This window comes from Alteromonas ponticola, assembly GCF_012911815.1.
In the GTDB taxonomy this organism is placed as follows: Bacteria; Pseudomonadota; Gammaproteobacteria; order Enterobacterales; family Alteromonadaceae; genus Alteromonas; species Alteromonas ponticola.
Genome location: NZ_JAATNW010000005.1, coordinates 351,705 through 373,904 on the forward strand (window position 1 = coordinate 351,705; position 22,200 = coordinate 373,904).

Annotated in this window: 20 protein-coding genes; 1 reads left to right on the forward strand and 19 read right to left on the reverse strand. The window is 47.3% G+C overall.

Going from position 1 to position 22,200, the window contains the following annotated elements; genetic code table 11:
- Positions 1-29: 29 nt before the first annotated feature.
- Positions 30-938 carry a porin gene (locus HCJ96_RS10875; protein ID WP_169211077.1) on the reverse strand — a complete coding sequence of 303 codons (909 nt, stop codon included), beginning with the start codon at positions 936-938 and terminating at the stop codon, positions 30-32.
- Positions 939-1,324: 386 nt separating this feature from the next.
- Between HCJ96_RS10875 and HCJ96_RS10880 the strand changes: the two genes are divergently transcribed.
- The gene (locus HCJ96_RS10880; RefSeq protein ID WP_246261330.1) at positions 1,325-3,199 is read left to right on the forward strand and encodes a methyl-accepting chemotaxis protein; all 1,875 of its coding nucleotides are present in this window, start codon (positions 1,325-1,327) and stop codon (positions 3,197-3,199) included.
- A 53-nt stretch (positions 3,200-3,252) separates the two neighbouring features.
- Here the strand turns inward: HCJ96_RS10880 and HCJ96_RS10885 are convergent, their stop codons facing one another.
- From HCJ96_RS10885 to HCJ96_RS10970, 18 genes are all read right to left on the reverse strand, one after another.
- Positions 3,253-4,932: a Na(+)/H(+) antiporter subunit D gene (locus HCJ96_RS10885; protein WP_169211079.1), complete on the reverse strand. Its 1,680-nt coding sequence runs from the start codon at positions 4,930-4,932 to the stop codon at positions 3,253-3,255.
- Positions 4,932-5,243, reverse strand: a complete 312-nt coding sequence (locus HCJ96_RS10890; protein WP_246261292.1) for a hypothetical protein — start codon at positions 5,241-5,243, stop codon at positions 4,932-4,934. The genes HCJ96_RS10885 and HCJ96_RS10890 overlap by 1 nt, the downstream gene beginning before the upstream one ends.
- Positions 5,243-6,754 (reverse strand): proton-conducting transporter transmembrane domain-containing protein, encoded by a 1,512-nt coding sequence (locus HCJ96_RS10895; protein ID WP_169211080.1) that lies wholly within the window; start codon positions 6,752-6,754, stop codon positions 5,243-5,245. The genes HCJ96_RS10890 and HCJ96_RS10895 overlap by 1 nt, the downstream gene beginning before the upstream one ends.
- A complete protein-coding gene (locus HCJ96_RS10900; RefSeq protein ID WP_169211081.1) occupies positions 6,751-8,259 on the reverse strand; it encodes a monovalent cation/H+ antiporter subunit D family protein in 1,509 nt (502 codons plus the stop codon). The genes HCJ96_RS10895 and HCJ96_RS10900 overlap by 4 nt, the downstream gene beginning before the upstream one ends.
- Positions 8,252-8,614: a cation:proton antiporter subunit C gene (locus HCJ96_RS10905; protein WP_169211082.1), complete on the reverse strand. Its 363-nt coding sequence runs from the start codon at positions 8,612-8,614 to the stop codon at positions 8,252-8,254. The genes HCJ96_RS10900 and HCJ96_RS10905 overlap by 8 nt, the downstream gene beginning before the upstream one ends.
- Complete coding sequence (locus HCJ96_RS16315) at positions 8,611-9,033, reverse strand: Na(+)/H(+) antiporter subunit B (protein ID WP_169211083.1); 423 nt, start codon at positions 9,031-9,033, stop codon at positions 8,611-8,613. Before HCJ96_RS16315 ends, HCJ96_RS10905 begins: the two co-directional genes overlap by 4 nt.
- Positions 9,023-9,583: a DUF4040 domain-containing protein gene (locus HCJ96_RS16320; RefSeq protein WP_246261294.1), complete on the reverse strand. Its 561-nt coding sequence runs from the start codon at positions 9,581-9,583 to the stop codon at positions 9,023-9,025. Before HCJ96_RS16320 ends, HCJ96_RS16315 begins: the two co-directional genes overlap by 11 nt.
- On the reverse strand, positions 9,580-9,921 hold the full coding sequence (mnhG, locus tag HCJ96_RS10920; RefSeq protein ID WP_169211084.1) for a monovalent cation/H(+) antiporter subunit G: 342 nt from the start codon (positions 9,919-9,921) through the stop codon (positions 9,580-9,582). Before mnhG ends, HCJ96_RS16320 begins: the two co-directional genes overlap by 4 nt.
- On the reverse strand, positions 9,918-10,226 hold the full coding sequence (locus HCJ96_RS10925) for an MrpF/PhaF family protein (protein ID WP_246261296.1): 309 nt from the start codon (positions 10,224-10,226) through the stop codon (positions 9,918-9,920). Before HCJ96_RS10925 ends, mnhG begins: the two co-directional genes overlap by 4 nt.
- The gene (locus tag HCJ96_RS10930; protein ID WP_169211085.1) at positions 10,223-10,711 is read right to left on the reverse strand and encodes a Na+/H+ antiporter subunit E; all 489 of its coding nucleotides are present in this window, start codon (positions 10,709-10,711) and stop codon (positions 10,223-10,225) included. Before HCJ96_RS10930 ends, HCJ96_RS10925 begins: the two co-directional genes overlap by 4 nt.
- Before the next feature lie 334 nt (positions 10,712-11,045).
- Complete coding sequence (gene phoU / locus HCJ96_RS10935; protein WP_169211154.1) at positions 11,046-11,741, reverse strand: phosphate signaling complex protein PhoU; 696 nt, start codon at positions 11,739-11,741, stop codon at positions 11,046-11,048.
- A gap of 30 nt (positions 11,742-11,771) precedes the next feature.
- Positions 11,772-12,581 carry a phosphate ABC transporter ATP-binding protein PstB gene (gene pstB / locus HCJ96_RS10940; RefSeq protein ID WP_246261332.1) on the reverse strand — a complete coding sequence of 270 codons (810 nt, stop codon included), beginning with the start codon at positions 12,579-12,581 and terminating at the stop codon, positions 11,772-11,774.
- A 108-nt stretch (positions 12,582-12,689) separates the two neighbouring features.
- Positions 12,690-13,985 (reverse strand): phosphate ABC transporter permease PstA, encoded by a 1,296-nt coding sequence (gene pstA / locus HCJ96_RS10945; protein WP_343034706.1) that lies wholly within the window; start codon positions 13,983-13,985, stop codon positions 12,690-12,692.
- A gap of 20 nt (positions 13,986-14,005) precedes the next feature.
- Positions 14,006-15,391 carry a phosphate ABC transporter permease subunit PstC gene (gene pstC, locus HCJ96_RS10950; protein WP_169211087.1) on the reverse strand — a complete coding sequence of 462 codons (1,386 nt, stop codon included), beginning with the start codon at positions 15,389-15,391 and terminating at the stop codon, positions 14,006-14,008.
- 158 nt (positions 15,392-15,549) lie between these two features.
- Positions 15,550-16,626, reverse strand: coding sequence for a PstS family phosphate ABC transporter substrate-binding protein (locus tag HCJ96_RS10955; RefSeq protein ID WP_169211088.1), 1,077 nt, complete (start codon positions 16,624-16,626; stop codon positions 15,550-15,552).
- A gap of 161 nt (positions 16,627-16,787) precedes the next feature.
- On the reverse strand, positions 16,788-18,056 hold the full coding sequence (locus HCJ96_RS10960; protein ID WP_169211089.1) for an inorganic phosphate transporter: 1,269 nt from the start codon (positions 18,054-18,056) through the stop codon (positions 16,788-16,790).
- Between the two features lie 13 nt (positions 18,057-18,069).
- A complete protein-coding gene (locus HCJ96_RS10965; RefSeq protein WP_169211090.1) occupies positions 18,070-18,747 on the reverse strand; it encodes a TIGR00153 family protein in 678 nt (225 codons plus the stop codon).
- A gap of 330 nt (positions 18,748-19,077) precedes the next feature.
- Complete coding sequence (locus tag HCJ96_RS10970) at positions 19,078-22,197, reverse strand: efflux RND transporter permease subunit (RefSeq protein WP_169211091.1); 3,120 nt, start codon at positions 22,195-22,197, stop codon at positions 19,078-19,080.
- Positions 22,198-22,200 lie beyond the last annotated feature (3 nt).

Below are 22,200 nucleotides of genomic sequence, written 5' to 3' on the forward strand. Positions count from 1 at the left end.
TTTTTTGATTCGACCGGGTGCGGGTTAGATTAGAACTTATGCTCAAGCCCTACAGCCAGCCAGTTTTTGTCGTCGCTGTTATCCAGTGCGCGATCAGTATACCAGACGAACGCTTTGGTATTTTCACCTAGTTTGTAGTCCGCACCAATCGACGTGCTGGAATCGTCTTCCAGGGTCTGGTGTTGCGCTTTGAATTTCCAATCGTTAAAGCTGTAAGAGGTGCTCAGTGTGAAGCCGTTCTCACTATTACCGTCAACAACCGCTTCCTGACTGTGCAGAATAGCGCCCACAACCCACGCATCAAATTTTCCCTGAATAATCGCGCGTTGCGCATCGTAACCGTCTACTTCGCTATCAATTGCGATGGCCGCGTAGAGATTGGTTTTCTTCAACTTGGCGTCACCGAATGAAACCGCTGCTGAAACAGCGTCGTTACCACTCACTTCATCTTCAGCGATGTAGGTAATCGAGCCTGTGAAACCTGAGAATGCCGGGCTAATGTAAGTGACTGAGTCACTCATGCGGTTTTCGCCTTCCCACAATCCTTTTAAGTCTGCTTCGTAATCGTTGAACTGGTCCACCGGTTTACTTAAATCTTTTAGTACGGTGTCTTTTCTACCGACTAAAACAGTACCGAAGTGACCTGCAAGGCCCACATACTGGTTACGAGACTTTAAATTTTCAGCACCAGACTCGTCGGCAACGTCAACCTGCCACTCAAGTAAATAAACGGCTTCAAGACCATCAGCTAAGGTATAGTCACCTTCGACGCCGATACGTGAGGCATTGCTTTTGAGCTCAGTAAAGCTGCCTTCGCCTTCATCTGACATCTGGCCGCTTACATTAACTTTGCCGTAAACCGTTAGTGGCTCTGCGTAAGCAGAAGAAATACTCAGCGCTGATAATACAGCGAAAGAAAGAGGTTTTATTAAACGCATAATTCAAATTCCATAAAAACGCCTTGAATGGCGCGTACGATATGCCATGTATATTACAGTTTTGTGACATTGCGTAATAATTATCACACTTTTGCCATTTTAAGCCGTGGCTATTCTTTATTTCGATTACAACCACTAACACAAGTGTGAAATATTATACCTTAGACATACTGGTCGATATGTTAAGCACCTGTGTAAGGTGCAACAATACAGAAGAATTGCCAGCGACGCTATTGTGCTGCTTACCAGACTGGTTATTTAACTGTGTACGTAGCGTCTAGTCAATCTGTAGCGGGTATAGTCGGCACTAAAATTTGCATCTTACCAGAGTAAATAGACTAACCTTAATTTAATTCATGCTGAATAAGGGTAGTCACATTGTGAAAATGTCATTCGATTTAACCATCCGCCAAAAACTATTGCTCAATGCGGTCATCACCGCACTGGGGTTAATAATTTTAGTTGCGGCACTTATGCGTGACACGCGCTCGCAGGCGGCAACGGCGGAAGCGCTCACTGAGCTCAAGGCGATCGAAGCGGGAATTTTGCTATTACGGCGCAACGAAAAAGATTTTTTAGCCCGGCTGGATTTGAAATATCAGGAAAAGTTGAACGCAAACTATCAGCAGCTGAGACTTGATATTGCAGATTTAAAAACGCAACTGAATGATAAGCAAATTGATACTGTACCGGTAGAAAACCTGCAGCAGCATCTTTCAAGCTATCATGCCGCCTTTAATCAATTGGTATCTTTGCAGCAACAGATTGGCTTAAATCCTAAGGACGGCCTATACGGTGGTTTACGCGCGTCAGTGCATACCGTTGAAGAAGTGCTTTCAAACTATGATGACAGTGCATTATTAGTGGGCATGTTACAGCTGCGCCGCAACGAAAAAGACTTCATGTTACGCCTGGACTTAAAGTATCTGGACCAGTTTAACCAGAATGTTGAGTCATTTATCAGTCAGGTGAGAGACGCGAATTACAGTCCTCAGGTTGAAGCAGACCTGATAGCCACTATCAGTAATTACCAAAGCCAGTTCAGAACGCTGGTAGAAATGCAGCAAGCACTCGGGCTATCAGCAGATCAGGGCAAGCTGGGAGAAATGCGCAAGGCCGTGCATCAAACGGAAGAGTCGCTGGCGACATTGGAAAATTCGGCACAGGCTAATTTGACCGCCAGTGAGGAACAGGCCATTTTTCTTACCCTGTTAGCTGTGCTCATAATTATTGCAATAGTACTCATTTCCAACTGGTATATCGCCCGAGCCATTATAAAACCGTTGACGCAAATCAATAACCGCGTGCAGGAAATACGTCAAAACAATGATTTAACGTTGCGTACTGATGTGAAAGGGCGTTCTGAACTGGCCGGGCTGAGCTCATTTATGGATGCGTTACTTTCCCAGTTCCAGTCAATCCTCAAAGAAGTTAACAAGGCGATTCAGTCAATAGAGCAAACTATCGGCAATCTCGCCGAAAATATCACCAGTACGAGCCAGGGAATGCAGGAACAAGAGCGCGAAAGCGAAATGGTCGCAACCGCCGCGCATGAAATGGAAGCCAGCATATCTGATGTTTCTCACAACACTCACGCGATGGCGCAGCGCGCTGAAACAACGCGCACTGATACCATCGTCAGAAAAAAAGAGATAGACAGCAGCGTAGGCGAAATCAGTACCTTATCACAGCGACTGGATGGGGTTGGTAAAGTGGTAAATCAGCTGGATGCTGACAGCCAGACAATCGGCTCAGTGCTAGATGTAATTCGCGGAATTGCTGAGCAAACAAATTTATTGGCGTTAAATGCGGCAATTGAGGCGGCAAGAGCGGGTGAGCAAGGCAGAGGATTTGCTGTGGTAGCTGATGAAGTGAGAAATCTTGCAATGCGTACTCAGGAATCCACCCAAGAAATAGAAACGATAATTTCTACCTTGCAAGATCGCACAAAGAACATTGTCGCTGAAATGAAACTATGTCAGGAGCAGGGGGCTAAGAGTGCTGAGAAAGTCGCGGCGGCAAGCAGTGCGCTCACAATAATGACCGACGATATCGCCACCATTGTGGAGATGACCGTTCAGGTAGCCGAGGCCATTAGTCAACAAACTCAGGTGACCAGTGATGTCAATCGAAACGTAATTAAAATCAGAGACATATCTGCACAAGTTAGCTCAAAAGCAGAAAAAAATGCACGAGAAAGCGATTCGCTAAAACATCAAATTCTGGGTCTGGGACAAACTATCGCCCAGTTTAAGGTATAAAGCGTTAAAACGGGCCGGTGTCACCTGACATCGATTCACCGGCCACTTTTCTTTTAAAGGACCCTGGCAAGAAAGCCTACAAATAACAGCAGCACTAACACAGCCGACATTCGCTTAGTTAGTTGCGTAATCGAGTAACTGCTGGACGATTTGTTATCAGGCAGCTTCGCATACCAATTTGAGGTCAAATCCCGCGCCTGCGTTTTCAGCACGCTCAACCGGTGACTGATGCCGCTGCTTACCGCTGGCAGGGCCTTCCGATAGAACCAATCTACGTCCAGGTTCACTGAACGCAATTCCGGTGGATACAACCCTTGTTTGTTAAGCCAGACAAAAGCCAACGCAGAGAAAAACAACAACTGCAACTGGGTAAGAGTATGCGTGATGTCATAAGGCTTATAATCGTGTTCCCATGGCAACAACGAATACATCACATCCGGATAGCTGCCAATCACGATACACAGCACGGATGCGATGAACATCGCTGCGAGCATGTTGGCGGGCGCTTCTTTTGGGCGCAAACCTGAATCGTGTGCGAAAAAGGCGAAGAACGGTATCTTTATTCCGGCATGATGGAATACCCCCGCAGACGCGAATAGTAACATTAGCCAGAGATATTCGTGACCGGCTTCAATCATCGCTGCCATCACCATGCTTTTTGACACAAATCCGCTAAATAACGGGAAGGCAGAAATTGACGCCGCACCGACGATACAAAACCAGGTTGTTTTTGGCATGGTTTTGTACAGACCACCTAAGTCAGAGCCATTCACATGGCCAACCCGATGCAACACTGCACCCATGGTCATAAATAACAGCCCTTTAAAAATGACATCGTTGAACGCGTGTGCGACCGCGCCATTTAGCGCTAACGCCGTACCAATTCCGATACCGCACACCATAAACCCGAGCTGGTTAATCAAACTGTATGCGAGCACTCGGCGCAAATCGTTTTCAATCACCGCATAAAATATAGGGAAGCAGGTCATAGCTGCACCTATATAAACCAGCAGTTCAGTGCCGGGGAAGCAACGGGCCAAGGCGAACACGGCCATTTTGGTGGTAAACGCCGATAAAAACACGGTGCCCGTTGGCGTCGCTTCCGGGTAAGCGTCAGTGAGCCAGGTATGTAAAAATGGAAATGCGCATTTTATGCCAAATGCCAGGAACAATAGCCACGAGGCCAACCCATCCAGGCCAATATAGTCAAATGCGAGGCTTTGTGTCTGCTGATAGTGGAGTGCGGTACCTGCCAATAGAAGGACACCTGAGAGTACCTGATAGATGAGATAGCGCAACCCGGCAGAAGACGCTTCCGGGGTGCGTCTGGCCCAGATTAACCATACTGAGGTCAGTGCCAGCATTTCCCAGAACAAAAAGAGGGTAATCAGATCACCTGCAAAACACGCCCCCAGTGCGCTGCCCGCGTAAACTAATCCCGATACTTGTTGCAGTAGATCTTTCACATGCAGACAGTACAGTAAGGCTAAAAAGGCGGCAATATGAAACAAGTAGCCAAACATCAGGCTTAAGCGGTCAACGCGCATCAACTGAAGCTCAAATTCCATAAAGCTAACCTGAACGGCTTGCAAGCTGTCACTATTCAGGAAAAGGCTTACACCACTGATCAGCGGTACGAATAATACCAGCCAGCGGGTTTTAGCAGGCAGCAGCGGCAACAACAGAGCCGCTGCGTAAAAGCCAATAAACGGGGGAAGATCAGCCAACCACATCAATGTTCACTCTCCTCATTTTCTGGCGTTTTGGTTTGCGTTGCCGCAGAAAAGTAATCTTCATCGCGCATGAGTACTTTTCTCATCACTTTGGCAATCAACACCAGTACCACACAGGCAATAAAGCCATAAAGTGCATAAAATGTCGGTACGGATTCAAAATAAACATAAATGTGGCGATGCACAAAAAAGTCTAAAACAAGCAGCAATACACACAGTGAATAAAAAATGCGTAGAATCAACCGTACGTTTTCGGGCTTGTCAAAGAAGTACACTTTTTCGTCGTTATTTTCCGAAGTAATCTTGCTCATTAATTTTGTACTCCGCTTGCACCTGCTTCGAGCTCTGTTACGGTGCCTTGCTGGGCCAGGCTATAAAAAGGCTCAGGGTGAAAAAACAGATAAATACACAGAGCCGCCGGAATCGCTAAACCGACCAGGCAGGGCAAGGGTGCCTCTTTGATGCCATGTTTAGGTTCTGGCTCTAACGACGTGCCAAAATACGCTTTAAGAGGGATTATGCCCAGATAGTAAATATTCAGCAGCGAGCTAATGAGCAGAGTGATAACAATCGACCAGCGGATGACCTCGGCTCCGGTAAATTCAATGCCGCCCATAATCAGGTACCATTTGCTCCAGAAACCCGCTAATGGCGGCAGCCCAATTATGCTTAATGTCCCGATGAGGAATACACCAAACGTAAACGGCATCTGGCGACCCAGACCGGCAAGTTCACTGATCTTTGTTTTATGCGCGGTGATCAGAATGGCCCCCGCGGCAAAAAACAGGCTGATCTTGGCAAAAGCGTGCATGGCAATGTGCAGCGCGCCACCAAACATACCAATCGAATTGACCATCATTATGCCTAACACAATGTAGCTAAGCTGGCTGATGGTTGAATAGGCCAGACGTTCTTTTAAATTGTCACGGGTTAATGCGACCAGTGAGGCCAGAAGAATGGTGAGTAATGGCAAAAAGATCAGCCATTGGTACCAGAATGATCCTTGCAGTAACTCCGGACCGAAAATAAACAAGGTCACTTTGAGTAAGGCAAACACGCCCGCTTTCACCACCGCTACCGCATGTAACAGCGCACTAACGGGAGTGGGTGCCACCATAGCGGCCGGTAGCCAGCGATGGATAGGCATAACTGCGGCTTTGCCAATACCAAACAGGAATAATAAATATAAACCCGCTACCCATCCCGAGGAGATATGTCCCTGCAGCACGCCACCTTCGGTAAACGTCAGGTTACCGCTAAGCTGCCAGACGATAAGTATGCCAAACAGGAACAGACCAATTGATGTACCCATTAATATGCCCAGATAAACCCTGCCACTGCGGCGGGATTTTTCATTGCCTTTGTGGGTTACCAAGGGATAAGTAGACAGGGTTAACACTTCATAAAATAAAAACAGGGTAAAGAGGTTATCGGAAAAGGCAATGGCCATTACCGCAGCAATTGCCACAGCAAACAACACGTAAAATCGGGTTTGATTTTGCTCCTGATGAGTGCGCATATAGCCTATCGCGTAAATCGATGTTACCAGCCATAAACTGCTGGCTATCAAAGCAAACATTAATCCTAAGCGATTGATAACAAAGGTTACGGCCAAACCTTCCACAGGTTCTGCCAGCGTCCATGGCTGTGCTTCAGCGCCTTCAAAATTTAAATAGAGATTCAGCACCACTACAAACAAACTGGTTGCGGTAGCAATGGTAACTAATTCACGCACATTGGGGTGATTATCCAGTCGTGAGATAATTATGGCGCCCAGTGTTGGTAGCAGAAACGTTAGCAGCATCAACATGTGGTCTGTCATGGTGTAATACCTCGTGCTGAATACAAAGCATCAACGGCTATTTGTGCGCCCTGAAGCGTCATCTCGGTATTAAAGCCAAAGAAAATGCATAACAGTGCCAAACCCCACATGGCAATAATCATCCCTACCGGCATGCGGGCGACACTATCACCGCCTTGTTCCACCTTGCTAATTCTGGACTTGGATGCGGGTTGAAAATAGAGCACTTCGATTAGTTTCCAGCAATAAATTACGGCCATCAGCGAGCCTACCAGTAAAACAACCACCACCATCCACTGCTGTTGAGCCAACGCAGCCTGCGCAAGATTCCACTTGCTCACGAAACCTACCGTGCCGGGTACCCCGATTAAACTCAGCGCACCGATAATGAATGCCCCGAAGGTAATTGGCATGCGCTTACCCATGCCACTGATGGATTGATAGTGGGTACTGTTGAGTCGATAAACCAAGACGCCAGCAACCATGAACAGCATGCCTTTCATTAATGCATGGTTGAAGATATGTAACAGGCTGGCACGGAGGCCGTCATCACTTAGTAAACCAATGCCAATCACGATGTAGCCAATTTGTGCGACACTGGAATACGCCAGCATCTTTTTAACTTCGTTCTGCCCAATGGCTAGCCACGACCCATATATCACAGCGACGGTACCAATAAACAGCAACGCCTGTGGCAGCCAGCTGTCGAGCATGTAGTCAAACGAAAATACGTCGTAGAGGCAGCGAATCAGCGCGTAAAGCGCCACTTTGGTGGATGTGGCAGAAAGAAATATGCTTACCGTACTCGGTGCGTAGGTGTACGCATTAGGTAGCCAAAGATGTAAAGGGAAAATGGCGGCTTTTAACGCCAGTCCAACCACGATCAATGCAAAGGCGGTATGCAGTAACGGACGGTTTTCAATGGCGGGTAACAGACCGGTCAGGTCCTGCATATTCAGTGTGCCGGTGGCCGCCAGCAACATTCCGATACCCAGCAAAAAGAAAGTCGCACCCAATGTTCCCAAAATCAGGTAATGGAATGAAGCCGTCAGTGCGCGGCGGTTTTTCCCCATTCCGATTAATGCGTAAGAAGCAAGTGAGGATATTTCCAAAAAGACAAACATATTGAATATATCGCCGGTCAGACAAATCCCCACCAAGCCTAAAAAGCACAGCAAAAATGCCGCGTAAAAAAGCGGTGCAGCGTGAGCTTCAATTTCGCGATCCACGCTTTTGCGCGCAAATATCATAGTGGTAAGTGCGATAAGACAAACAATAAAAGTGACCAGCGCGTTAAGTGGATCAATCAGGTAAGCGATGCCCCAGGGTGGCGCCCAGCCTCCCATCGCATAGTGCACTTCGCTTCCGCCTTGTATGTCGGTCATTAACACGAATGACAAGTAAGTGCAGACTGCTGTAACAGCTAAACTGACTAACCAACTGAACCGGGTATTGTTAACAATCACCATAAGGGGGGCAGCGATTAATGGAATGATGATGAGTAAAACGCTGATATGCTCAGTCATCCTGTCGATCCATAGTAATTATTTCATCCTCTTCAATTGAGCTGTACGCTTCTCGTATTCTCACAATCAATGCAAAGCCTAATGCGGTGGTGGCTACGCCGACCACAATCGCAGTGAGCATTAAGACCTGTGGTAAGGGATTAGAGTAGAGTGAATAGCCTTCAGCAATAATGGGAATGGTGCCCCCATCAATTTTGCCCAGGCTAACGTAAAACAAAATTGCACCTGTTTGAAAAACACTCAGACCAGCAATTTTCTTTAACAAATTACTGCAACTCATTAATGTATACAGGCCTACCATCATCAAACAGATAATCAGCCAATAGCTGATATGTCCGGCAATAAACGTCATCATCGGAACACCATCCTGCGTGCAAAGCTGAAAAATATTAATAGCATGGTGGAAGCGACGGTCATGCCAACCCCGAGTTCTATCAGGATGATACCGATATGTTGCCCGGTGACCGGATTGTCGGCCAGTACGTTGTAGTCAAGATAATTCCCTCCTAACAACATCGAAGCCACACCCACACCGCCATATAACAGCACACCGCCACTGGCTAAACCGATCAGCATTTTGTCGGTAAGTACATCTGCAGCTTTGTCCATACCAAAAACCAATGCATACAATAGGATGGCGGTACTAAAGATGACCCCAGCCTGAAAGCCGCCACCGGGACTAAAGTCCCCGTGAAACTGCACATAAAAAGCGTACAGAAAAATAATCGGGATCAGTGCTTTGGCGATGACTCGCAGAATTAAATTATCTTGCATTAGACCGTCCTCTCACCACCGGCTTTCTGCGTCTTTTTAATAACAGCAGCACTCCCACACCGGCTGTAAAAACTACCGTAACCTCACCCAGCGTGTCGAACCCTCGATAGCTGGCCAGGACCGCGGTTACCAGGTTAGGTACCCCGGTATCCTGTTGACCCTGTTCAATAAAGCGCGCCGCCATCTCGGTATGAAGCGGCGCATTGGGATCACCAAAATTGGGCAAATCTAATGTGCCGTAAAACAGCAACCCGCCGGTTAGCAAGGTGATTATCATGGCGCTGGGCGAAAAACGACTCCGTGGCTTTTCGCTACTGCGACGAGTCGCGGCCAGTGTTGCCAGCATTAGCACAGTGGCGATACCAGTGCCAACGGCGGCTTCGGTAAAAGCAACGTCTGGTGCATCCAGCAGCAGGAACAAGCTGGCGACAAGTAAACTGTACAGGCCGAACATCATGGCCATGGCAAAAAGGTGACGCGCCCGCAGAATTCCTATTGCGCTGGCAATTAGAAAAAGTAACAGAAATACATCTATGATCAGCGCCATCATGATTCTTCTCTCACTTTTATTTTCATTGATGGAGCATCCTCTCTCACGCCTATTGGAGTCAGCCCCCATTTCCAGGCACTGTGGGAAAGGGAAAATGATGCGGTGGGGCTGGTGAATAATAAAAACGCAAAGATCAGAAACAGTTTCACAGTGGCTAAGGAGAAGCCGGCCTGAAAAGAAAGCCCGAATAAAATTAAGAAGCTACATAGGGTATCGGTTACGCCGACCGCATGTAAGCGACAGTAAAAATCGGGCATCCGATGCAATCCAATACCCCCAATAACACTCAATAGCGCACCCAGAGTGATAAGGGTGTAGCTTAACCAGTCCAGAATCATAACTTTTCTCCTGGCTTGGTTTTGACATGGATTCGCTCGGTAGCATAGAAGCTTCCCCGTTCGACTAACCGGAGTGCGGCTACGACACCCACGAAGTTGAGCAACGAGTAAAGTAGCGCAATATCCAGCACGTCGGCACGGCCAGTGACAAAGGCTACTACAGCAACGAGTAATACGGCCTTGGTACCAAACATGTTTACCGCCAGAATACGGTCAAATACCGTTGGTCCTGCAAGCGCTCTGGCCAGCGCGAGCGCCATCGTGACCAAAATAGAGAAACCTATAACATACAGGAACATGGTCATTGTTGAGCCTCGTTACTTTGTGTTGCTTTGGCAGGGAATATATCGGCAAGGTCTCCCTCTAACAACGCGGTAGCGCCTTCTTTACTGATGGTATGCACTAAAACAGAGTCCGGGTAAATTTCGATACTGGCCGAGCCCGGGGTGAGGGTAACTGAGTTGGCGTAAATAACCTTGCTCAAGTCGTCTTGCTTAGGAAATGGGATGCGAATAAGCTGAGGCTCTACAGGACGCACACCGATAATGCGCAGAACGACATCGACATTCGCTAAAAAAATTTTATACGACAGCACTATCCAGTATTTAATCAGGCTGCCTGAGAGATGAATGGGGTGACTCTCATCGTCTATTATTCGCATTCGATAACTGAGCCACAGGGTGAAACAGACCGACACCACACCGAATGAAATCATCAGTGGGTTATAGTGCCCCGACAGCAACAACCAAAGTATCATCAACAAGCTGGCTACACTAATGTAATGCTTCATCCGTTATTATTCTCCAGCTTTACGCCTCTTTTTATTATGACCTACTCGAATGTGTTATTTACCATAGTCTACATTTTTAGCCGATTGCAAGCGTTAAGCGCTCTAAATGGCTAAAATTAATACAAAACAGCGATGATTTGTACGCCCTGTAGGTTGAATCAACTCTTAAATTGGATAATAGAACGAAACCAATTTTGATAAACAGTGGTGTATCTAATATGGTCACATAGTGTGAGTTAAAAGTAGCTACCATCATTGCGGCGAAGGCCGCAACGACACGTTTCTTCGATAAAAAAGGGAGCAAAGTGCTCCCTGAGTGATTAGCCGAAACGGTTTACGCTTTACCGATGCGACGCTCTATTTCCTGCAGACTGGTATGACGAACATCCGTCCCTTTAACCAGAAAAATGACATGCTCTGCGATATTGCGCGCATGATCACCAATACGTTCGATAGCACGCAGTGTCCATAAAATGTTCATGGAGCGGGTGATCGCACGTGGGTCTTCCATCATATAGGTAACAATTTCGCGCATTGCTGATTTATACTCTCGATCCACCTCTTTGTCAGTGCGCGCGACTTCAAGCGCCTGATCCACATCAAAACGGGCGAATGCATCCAGTACGGTATTGACCATTTTCTGCACCAACGCACCGATATGACGGGCTTCTTCATATCCCTTTGAGCCCGAGTCCTGCAGCGCAATCGCCATTTTGGCCACTTTTTGTGCTTCATCGCCCATACGCTCAAGGTCACGGGTCATTTTCGTAATAGCTAATACCATACGCAGATCAGAAGCGGCGGGTTGGCGGCAGGCAAGCACACTGGTGCAGGCTTCATCCAATTCCACTTCTTTCAGGTCAACTTCATCTTCAACCCGAATAACTTTTTCAGCTAACTCACTGTCAGCGCTTTCCACTGCTTTGACTGCGTCGGCGATTTGTTGTTCTACCACCCCACCCATCTTGAGCACCATATTTTTAAGTTGCTCAAGATCTTCGTCAAACTTATGGGAAATATGCCTTTCCATACTTTTCTTATCCATTGCTTACCTCCGCAATTAACCGAATCTACCTGTGATATAAGCTTCCGTCAGCTCATGCTCAGGATTGGTGAATACTCGTTTCGTGTCGTTTACTTCTACCAGTTTACCCATATGAAAATAGGCCGTTCGGTGTGAAACCCGGGCTGCCTGTTGCATTGAGTGGGTAACGATAGCGATGGTGAACTTTTCGCTTAGTTCAGTAATTAGCTCTTCAATTTTTGCCGTGGCGATTGGGTCAAGTGCTGAACAGGGTTCATCCATGAGGATGACTTCAGGACTAACCGCTATGGTTCTGGCAATACAAAGACGTTGTTGCTGACCTCCTGAGAGCCCGGTTCCGGGAGCGTGTAAGCGGTCTTTTACTTCTTCCCATAAGCTTGCGCGACGTAGACTGTTTTCAACAATCTCATCTAGATCTGTTTTACGTTCTACCAGTCCATGAATACGTGGGCCATAGGCAACATTGTCGTAAATTGACTTCGGAAACGGGTTGGGTTTCTGAAACACGATACCTACACGAGCGCGCAATGGCACCACATCCTGTTTGGGATGATAAACATCCAGTTCTTCCAGCTTGATCTCGCCGGAGACCTTGCAGATTTCGATGGTGTCATTCATACGGTTAAGACAGCGCAAAAAGGTTGATTTACCGCAGCCAGAGGGCCCGATCATCGCAACCACTTCATTTTTGCCAATATCCAGACTGACATCATGAATCGCTTGCTTGTCACCGTAAAATACATCCACGTTGCGCATGGTCATTTTAGGATGCTTGGCAAAGGGTTTGCCAACGGTTTTACCGACCTTCGCCGCACTATCATTCATTTGTTCCGCGCCAGAAGGCTTGCGTTCCGCCTCGTTGGTATTGGCGTTCAATTTTTCATTTTCCTGGATGGGGGTATTTACTGCTTGCATATTATTACTCCTATCAGCCTACCAACGACGCTCAAGACGTCTACGAAGCCAAATGGCGAGGGTATTCATTGAGATTAAAAAGGCCAAAAGCACCATGATTGCCGCTGATGTTCGCTCAACGAACGCACGTTCCGGGCTGTCTGACCATAAAAAGATTTGTACGGGTAATGCAGTTGCCGGGTCAGTGATCGCGCCTGGTACATCAACCACAAAGGCCACCATGCCGATCATTAATAAAGGCGCTGTTTCGCCCAGCGCTTGTGCAAAACCGATGATTGCACCAGTGAGCATGCCAGGCATAGCAAGCGGCAATACATGATGTAGTACCATTTGCATTTTCGACGCACCTAACCCGAGTGCGGCATCACGTACTGAGGGCGGTACCGCTTTAATGGCTGCACGGCTTGAAATGATGATGGTCGGCAGAGTCATCAAGGTTAGTACTAAACCACCTACTAATGGCAGGGAGCGCTGCATTTCAAAAAAGCCGATGAAAATTGCCAAACCTAACAGACCGAAAATGATGGAAGGCACCGCCGCAAGGTTGTTGATATTCACTTCAATGAAATCAGTAAACTTATTCTGGGGTGCGTATTCCTCAAGATAAACCGCGGCTGCAACGCCAATCGGAAATGACAATAATATTGTCACCAGCAAGGTCAGCAACGATCCCATCAATGCGCCTAGAATACCGGCCTGTTCAGGTTCTCTGGAGTCTCCTGAGGTGAAGAAGGTGGTGTTAAAGCGACTTTCCACCTGATCATTTTCAATCAGCGTATTGACCCAACCCATTTGCTTTTCGCTAATACGACCAGCGAAGGTCTCACCTTGAGCGTCTTCGCGATTTTTAACATAGGTGTCAATATCGTCATCGGCCAGCATCCAAACCGGCACGGTCTGATTAAGCAATTCAGGATCGGCTTTTAATTGCTCTCTTAGCTTAAACGCTGCGCCATTACTGACAACCGCATATAATGCTCTGCGGTCGCGACGATCTGAAGCCTCAGGAAATTGCTCCTTTAACGCATTTCTGATTAGACTGTCAAAATCTGCCATCGCCAATTGTCTGGCATCAGTAGGATCATCCAGCCCCATTTCCACAGGGTCAAAAGTAATTTCCAATTTGATATAGGTCTGCAAAAACGCGCTATGGCCTTTTGAAATAATATCGGTAAATAACACCACCAGACACAAAAGACCAAAGGCTATGGCACTTATTCCATACGCTCTGAAACGCTTTTCGGCACGGTAGCGCTTTTGCAAACTTTGATTCACTTTCTCTGCAGTAGACAGAGTTTGATTCGAATTTGTCACTGTATATTTTCCTATTGCGCTTATTCGTACTGTTCGCGATATTTTTTCACTACCAGCAGTGCGATGTAGTTAAGCACCAGCGTGATAGTAAATAGCATCAAGCCCAAGGCAAACGCAGACAACGTTTTAGGACTATTAAATTCCTGATCGCCCACCAACAAGGTAACGATCTGAACGGTAACGGTAGTCACCGAATCCAGCGGATTGGCGGTAAGATTGGCTGCCAATCCAGCGGCCATGACCACAATCATGGTTTCACCAATAGCGCGTGAAACGGCCAACAGAATACCGCCCACGATACCCGGCAGCGCCGCTGGAATCACCACTTGCTTAATGGTTTCAGAACGCGTTGCACCCAACCCGTAGGCACCATCGCGAAGTGACTGTGGCACCGCGTTGATGACATCGTCAGATAACGATGAAACGAAAGGAATAATCATAATGCCCATTACCAGCCCTGCTGCCAGCGCACTCTCAGAAGAAACGCTAAGCCCAATCAGGCCACCGGTATCACGAATGAAAGGGGCCACAGTTAACGCGGCGAAAAAGCCGTAAACGACGGTTGGAATACCTGCCAGTACTTCCAATAAAGGTTTAACCGTACTGCGCACGGCAGGGCGTGCGTATTCAGATAGGTAAATTGCCGCCATTAATCCGGCAGGTACTGCAATTATCATGGCGATCAAGGAAATTAATAAGGTTCCCGCAAACAGCGGTACAGCACCAAAGGCGCCACTGCCGCCGACCTGATCGGAACGAATGGCCATTTGTGGGCTCCATTCCATACCAAACAGGAATTCAGTGATCGGCACTGACTGAAAGAATCGAATCGATTCAAATAAAACCGAAAAGACGATACCAGCAGTAGTAAAAATAGCTATGGATGCGCAGATCAGTAACAACCATTTAAACCCGTTTTCAACCTGAACCCGTGCGCGGGTTTGCGCAGACATTCTGGCCCAAATCACCACCATAATAATTAAAAATAAGGATGCCAGACAGGCTATCAGTATCAGCTGGCTGGTTTCGCGCAGGCTTTGTAATCTCTCTGCAGCGGTAACCATATAAGGCTCCGCTCCGGCTCTGGCGCCGTTCTCGGCAATATTGCTGATCATATTGAAGATCAGGCCGCGCTCGCTGTCCGGCAGCGCTAGTACCGCTTGCGGTAACTCCTGCATAATTGCCTGGCTGATAATGACATCATCAAACGCCATCCACAGAGCTAACAGGATAAAACAGGGAATGCCGCACCACATGGCCATCAATGAGCCATAGTAAGCGGGAAGTGAGTTAAGCGACTTTCTTCCTCCGGCTGCCTGACCGAGCTTTAATGCGCGGAATCGACCCAGAAAAAAAGTCATGGCAATTGTCGCAGCCATCACCATAAATATCTGCGAAAAATCCATAGTACCTCAATAATCTCTAGCGTTTTTAAAAATAGACGCCCCCTTAATGAAGCGGCGTCGCATTGCTTATAGCGCTTAAAAGCCAGTCAACGATGACTGGCTTTTTATTTTATTTTCATTAACGACCTGTTCCTAAGTACAGGTCGTGTAAGACAGACCTAAAGGGTCGTCAATGACTCAACTTTCTGTCTGACATCATCAAGTCTATCAGAATTTAACGGAATCATACCTTTTTCAGTTAAATAGCCTTCTTCGCCCGCAGCTTTTTTGCTGGTGAATTCAGCCAGATACTCGCGAATACCCGGGATCATGTCCACGTGGGCTTTTTTCACGTAGAAATACAAAGGACGGGATACCGGGTAAGCACCATCGGCAATCGATTCGAAGGTTGGATCCTGACCGTCAATCGCAGAGCCCTGAATCTGGTCAATATTCTGATCCAGGAAACTGAAACCGAAGATGCCCAGTGCATTTGGGTTGGCGTTCAATTTCTGCACGATCAGGTTGTCATTTTCACCCGCTTCTACAAAGGCACCATCTTCCCGAACCGTGTGGCAAATGCCTTTAAATTTGTTTTTTAGTTGCTTTGATTTGGCCGCATCGCTTTCCGCCTTTGATTGCTCTTCGATGTGAGCGATCCAATCAATTTCTTTACAACCTTCTTCCATGACCAGCTCAACAAATGCATCACGGGTTCCAGACGTTGGAGGCGGGCCTAATACTTCAATCTTGGTTTTAGGTAGCGCTGGGTTAACGTCGCTCCACATTTTATAAGGGTTAGCTACCAGTGTTTCACCACCTTTGGGATCCGGTACTTGCTTTGCCAATGCCAGAAACAAATCTTTACGGCTTAAATCAAGTTGCTTAGCATCAGCAGAGTTACCAATGACAATGCCGTCAAATCCAATTAACACCTCGACAATGCCCTTAACACCGTTCTCTTTACACATCTCAACTTCGCTTGACTTTATCGCTCGCGATGCGTTGGTGATATCAGGGAATTGCACACCTACACCCTGACAGAAAAGCTTGATACCGCCACCTGAACCCGTCGACTCAACTTTGGGTGTTTTAAACTGAGTAGATTTACCGAAACGCTCTGCCACTACGGTCGAAAAAGGGTAAACGGTGGACGACCCTACGATGTTGATGTAATCACGACTTTGTGCCTGAGCTTGCATACTGATTGCTGAAGTTGCTGCAACCATTGCAACGGTGGTAATCAATTTTTTCATAACGTCCTCACAAATTGTTTGCGGTATCTTTAAGTGATGCGCGGAGTATAGATGCCAAATGTGACACTTTTATGACAAATGTGACAGTGTAGTGTAGTACAGATTATGAAGAAGAGAAGTTCAGGCTGAGAAATGATACAGCCTGAACAAATAGTGCAGTGTTAAGCGCCGAATGTCGCTTTGATGCAATAGAAGAAAATAATCGAAAGGCCAGCACCCGCGGGCAGGGTAATCACCCACGACACCACGATATTGCGAACCACTCCCAGGTTCAATGCAGCGATACCGCGCGCCATGCCCACACCTAGTACCGCACCAACTAATGTTTGCGTGGTAGAAATAGGTAGACCGGTTCCCGATGCAATCACCACCGTACAGGCCGCAGCCAGTTCCGCCGCAAAACCGCGACTCGGGGTTAAATGGGTAATGCCTTTACCGATAGTGCGGATTACCCGATGACCAAACAGTGCCAAACCGGCAACAATGCCCAGGCCACCTAATGGCAGGATCCACCACACCAGTGACGCCTTAGCGGCAATCTCACCACCACTTGATACGATACTGACCACCGCGGCCAGTGGACCAATGGCGTTAGCAACATCATTTGAGCCGTGAGCAAAGGCCATACAACAGGCGGTCACGACCATTAATACTGCGAAAACCTTTTCGACGTTAGCAAATTGAGTGCCTTTGTCAGCAGTCACTTCGAACCTGATCCGTCTGATGGCGAAATAACCCACCACACCAATTAAAATAGCAATGGCGATGGCTATCATGTAGCCCTGATCCGCAGGTAAATCCAGACCTACATGCTTTAACCCTTTCTTAATGGTGACCAGTGCCATAACAAAACCGGCCAGGGCCATGTAAAAAGGCACGTAACGTTTGGCATTTTCAAATGGTCTGTCAGTATCGAAAATGAGCTTTTGGGCACTTTGAAAGATTAAATAGGCAATAAAACCGGATATGGCCGGCGTAATAATCCAGCTGCCAACGATACCGCCAACTTTACCCCAGGATACCGCATCCATACTGATACCTACCGCAGCAAAGCCAACTATCGCGCCCACGATGGAGTGGGTGGTTGATACTGGCCAGCCCAGGTAAGAGGCAAATGCGAGCCAGATACCCGCAGCCAAAAGAGCTGAGATCATACCGAACACAAGCAGTTCAGGCGTGTCAACAAAATATCCGGAATCAATAATTCCTTTACGAATGGTCGAGGTAACTTCACCCCCAGCCAGATAAGCGCCGGCGAATTCAAACACCATGGCGATTAAGATTGCTTGTTTAATGGTAAGTGCTTTAGAACCCACAGAGGTTCCCATTGCATTGGCCACGTCATTCGCGCCAATGCCCCAGGCCATTAGGAAGCCTACTCCGGCAGCTATTAGTATTAGTATCGTGCCGTAACTAGTTATAATATCCATCAGGTATTACTCTTTAATTCGCTAACATTAGTTCTAAACGCGAACCCACGCGCTCTGATGTATCGGCCAGGCCGCCAACCCATTCAATTATGCTGTATAAGAAAACCACATCTACCGGATTGAGTTCGGATTCAATCGCACGCAGCTTACGGCGAATTGCCACCTGCATACCATCGGTTTCATCTTCGATGCGGTCCAGGTGTTCAATCATGTTTTCTACCAGACGTACCTCACGGCCCTTAAACCCGGTTTCTAACAAGTCATCAAGTTCATTGATAACTTTTCTGGCTTGTTCGGTGGCGTCTAGGCAGCGCACCAGATAGGCCATAAAATCTTCTTGCAGCTGCGACGGAATGGGGAGCTCACGGCCGAGCACGCGACCGGAAATGTCTTTCGCTTTGTTAGCAATTTTGTCTTGCTGTGTCAGCAAATCAAGTAAGTCCTGACGCTGAATTGGCATAAAAATGCCACTAGGTAAACTGATACGCAGTTCACGCTTTATTACGTCGGCCTTTTTTTCTAATTGAGAAATAGACTTTTGTAATCTTTCCGCTTCTTGCCAGTCTTGTTTGAATACGGCTTCAAAAAACGGCAGTAATTGCTGGCTGCAATCATGTACCACGTTGATGTGGTCTTCGAGTGGCTTAAGGGGAGACTTTGCAAATACCCCTAAAAATGAATTTCCAGGCATAATGTCATTCACTTTGTTAGTTAATATTTTTCTGACAGGGAAATGAATTTGCGAACCGCCCCGGTTAACGCTAACCCTATCTGAACCGATTTTATTACGGTCAATCCATCGAAACGGCGCGCATCATACACTAAGCTTTCCCGGTTTCGAAATTTTCAGTGTAATTAAGTCGAGCGAAAAAAGAACTATCCGCCTTTTATAGTTAAAACGCAAATCTTAACTGTTGATAAACACTAACATTTTTCGAGCTGACATGAGGCCGTATCGCGAAGTCAGAGGTCGCCCTGAGTTTATGTGTTTGGGGATTTATTGCACTAACACGGCGTGTCTTCAGTCAGAATAGCGGCACCTGCCGTCATCTTTTGGAGTGAGTTTAAAGAGTAAGGAATACATCACCGGCACCACTCCTAAGGTTAACAGTGTACCAATCGCCAGTCCAAACGCGATCGCCGCAGCCATACCGTAAAAAAGCACATCGCCGCTAAGCATGAGGGGGACTAACCCCAAGATGGTGGTAAATGCGGACATTAGAATTGGCCGCAGCCGCCTGACACTGGCCGATACGATAGCTTCCGATTCGCCTATGTCGTGGTTTTTTTCTAAGCAGAATTCACTTCGTTCAGTATCAATGCGTTCTATTAACACGATACCGTTGTTGACGATAATACCTGCCAGGGCATATAAGCCCAGAATTACCATAAAGCCTAAATCAGCGCGCATTACCAATAAACCTAACGCTGCCCCAATCACAATCAGGGGGATGGTGAGGACAATAATTAAGGTTTTCCGATAGGAACGGAACTGTGCGATGAGTAGCAGAACTATCAACCCCAAACAAAGCGGCAAATACTTGTTGAGTGACTCCTGTGAGTTCTTAGATTCTTCAATGACGCCATCATATTCAATTTCGTAGCCATAAGGTAAGCTGGCGCGTAGCTGATTGATCTGATCAGATAACAGCGGTTTCAGTTCCTCCGCATTATGCACTTTACTCTTGCCTTCGACGGTAATGGTGCGAAACAAGTTCTCGCGGGCAATCCGGGCGAAACCGGTTTCGAATTTAATATCCGCGACCTGGGTTAAGGGCACGCTCACATTGCGCGATTGCGAGTAGATATTAACACTTTTAATTCGCGCCAGATTGTAGCGTTCATCGTCAGCTGCCTGCACAACAATCGGCAAGATATCGTCCCCCTCCAGATATTGCGTGATGATACGACCAGAAAAATAGGTATTCAGGGTTTGCGCGATATCGCTGCTACTGACACCAGCACGTCGGGCTTTTTGTTGATTGATATTTAATTTAATCTGGGTGACACGATTTTCCCAATCGTTTTTGATGTCGTAAGCGCCGGGCTGGCTGGCCAATAACTGCTCAATTTTTTGTGCGGTGGCAAACAGTAAATCTTTATCGGGCCCCTTTACCTGAATATCGATTTTACTGGAATCGGAAGGGCCCAGAAACATTTTGGAAACCCGCGCAAACACCCCAGGAAACTCTGCTGCAAACATGCTGCGTAAGCTATCAATAGTGGGATTCGTGTATTCACGTTCGCCCACATCAACCATAATGAAACCCTTGGAGGGTTCGGGATCAACAGGGGTGAGCGAGAGCACAAATCTGGGCCCACCAAAACCGCCATAGCCCACGTGTTTTTTCACGTGAGGAAACTGTTGTTTATCGTCAAGACGTTGGAAAATTTTCTGCATGGCGGCTTCGGTGTCTTTAATTGAACTACCGGCGGGCATGTCCAGATAAATCAGAATTTGCGAGCGATCAGAATCGGGGAAAAATTTGGTGGGCACCTGGGTCATGGCGAACACGCCTATAACAAAGAGGCCTAACATGCCCAACATAAACAAGCCCCGTACGTGCAGCACTTTACGTAAAAGCGACTCATAGGACGGATTTAGGCGATTGAACAAACGGCTCAGGTTAAAGCGCTGGGTTTGTTCCTCTTGTTTAACTGTATCGGGAATGAAGTGGTAACAGAGAAAGGGCGTGATTGTTTGTGACAGTATCCAGGAGATGATTAACGAAATCAGGATGATCAATGAAACAGAACGGGTGTACTCTCCTGACGGGCTTTCTGCCAGCATTAATGGCAGGAACACTAAGATGGTGGTCAGTGAAGAGGTGAGTAGCGGAAAGGCAAGTTCACGACTGCAATCATGCAGAGCCTGCTCGCGGGTTTCACCAAGCTCAAGCCGGCGCTTAAAGTCTTCCACAACCACAATACCGTTATCCACCAGAATACCCAGTGAAATGATTAATGTAGCCAGCGACATCCTTTCCAGTGTCATTCCAGTCAGTGCCATCACTGCAATTGTGAGCAAGATCACGCCAGGCACAATTGCCCCCACAATTAACCCAGCGCGCACGCCTAAAAACAGGACTACCACAGTACACACTATCGCCAATGTTTCCAGTACGTTGATGCTCACTCCATTGACGGCCAATTCCACCACATCAGCCTGACGGGTAATAGTTTCAAGCGCGATACCGGCTGGCAGGGTGTCATTCAATTCCGTCATGAGTTGTTCCATGGCGGGGGTAAACTCAAGCACATCAGTATTGTCATTTTTGGCGATGGCAAAAATTATCGCACGCTCGCCTTTGTAAAACGCCGTTTGGCTGGGTGGGTCAACCAGATTGCGACTGACGTCGGCAATATCTTTAAGTGGCACAGTTTCTTGTTGCCCTGGCAGCGCGACCAATGCCTCTTCTACCGCTTCAACGGATTCAAAATAACCTGAAGGCTGAATGGTAAAGTTAGTGCCGTTGGCGTCAACGGTACCGCCGGGTTGAATAATATTCTGCTGTTGCAGGTTATCAACCAGTTGTGCGGGAGAAAGCCCCATCTGTGCCAGCTTTCCATTATTGAACTCGATGGTGATTTGCTCGGGAATGACGCCCAATAAATCAATACGCTTTACACCCTCAACTTTAAACATCGAATCACGAATGTGTTGAGCGATATCAAAGCGTTCGCCCAGTGGATAACTTTTGTCAGCAACCAGCGCTACCGTCAATACCGCAACATCACCGAAATTATCATTTACCAGCGGGGTTGAGGTGCCCTCGGGAAGTTGGTTTCTAACCTGTTCCAGTTCGTCCCGCAAATCATCCCAGATCTGTTCCAGTTCAAAATAACGATCCTGAATCTGCACGTGCAGAATTGACTGGCCGGTCATCGAAACCGAACGAATCTCTTTCACTTCGGGCAACTTTCGTGCGGCCTCTTCAAGTGTTTTGGTGATCAGTAATTCTACTTTATCCGCAGGTAACCCAGGGTATTGGGTAGTGACGACGGCCTCCCGAACAGTTACGCTGGGGTCTTCCTGTGCAGGCAGGTTGAAATAACTAAACAGGCCAAACAACATCATGGCAACCACTATCGCCAACATGAGGCGGTTGTGCACCAGGCTTAGCTCAGACATGGACTTCATTGC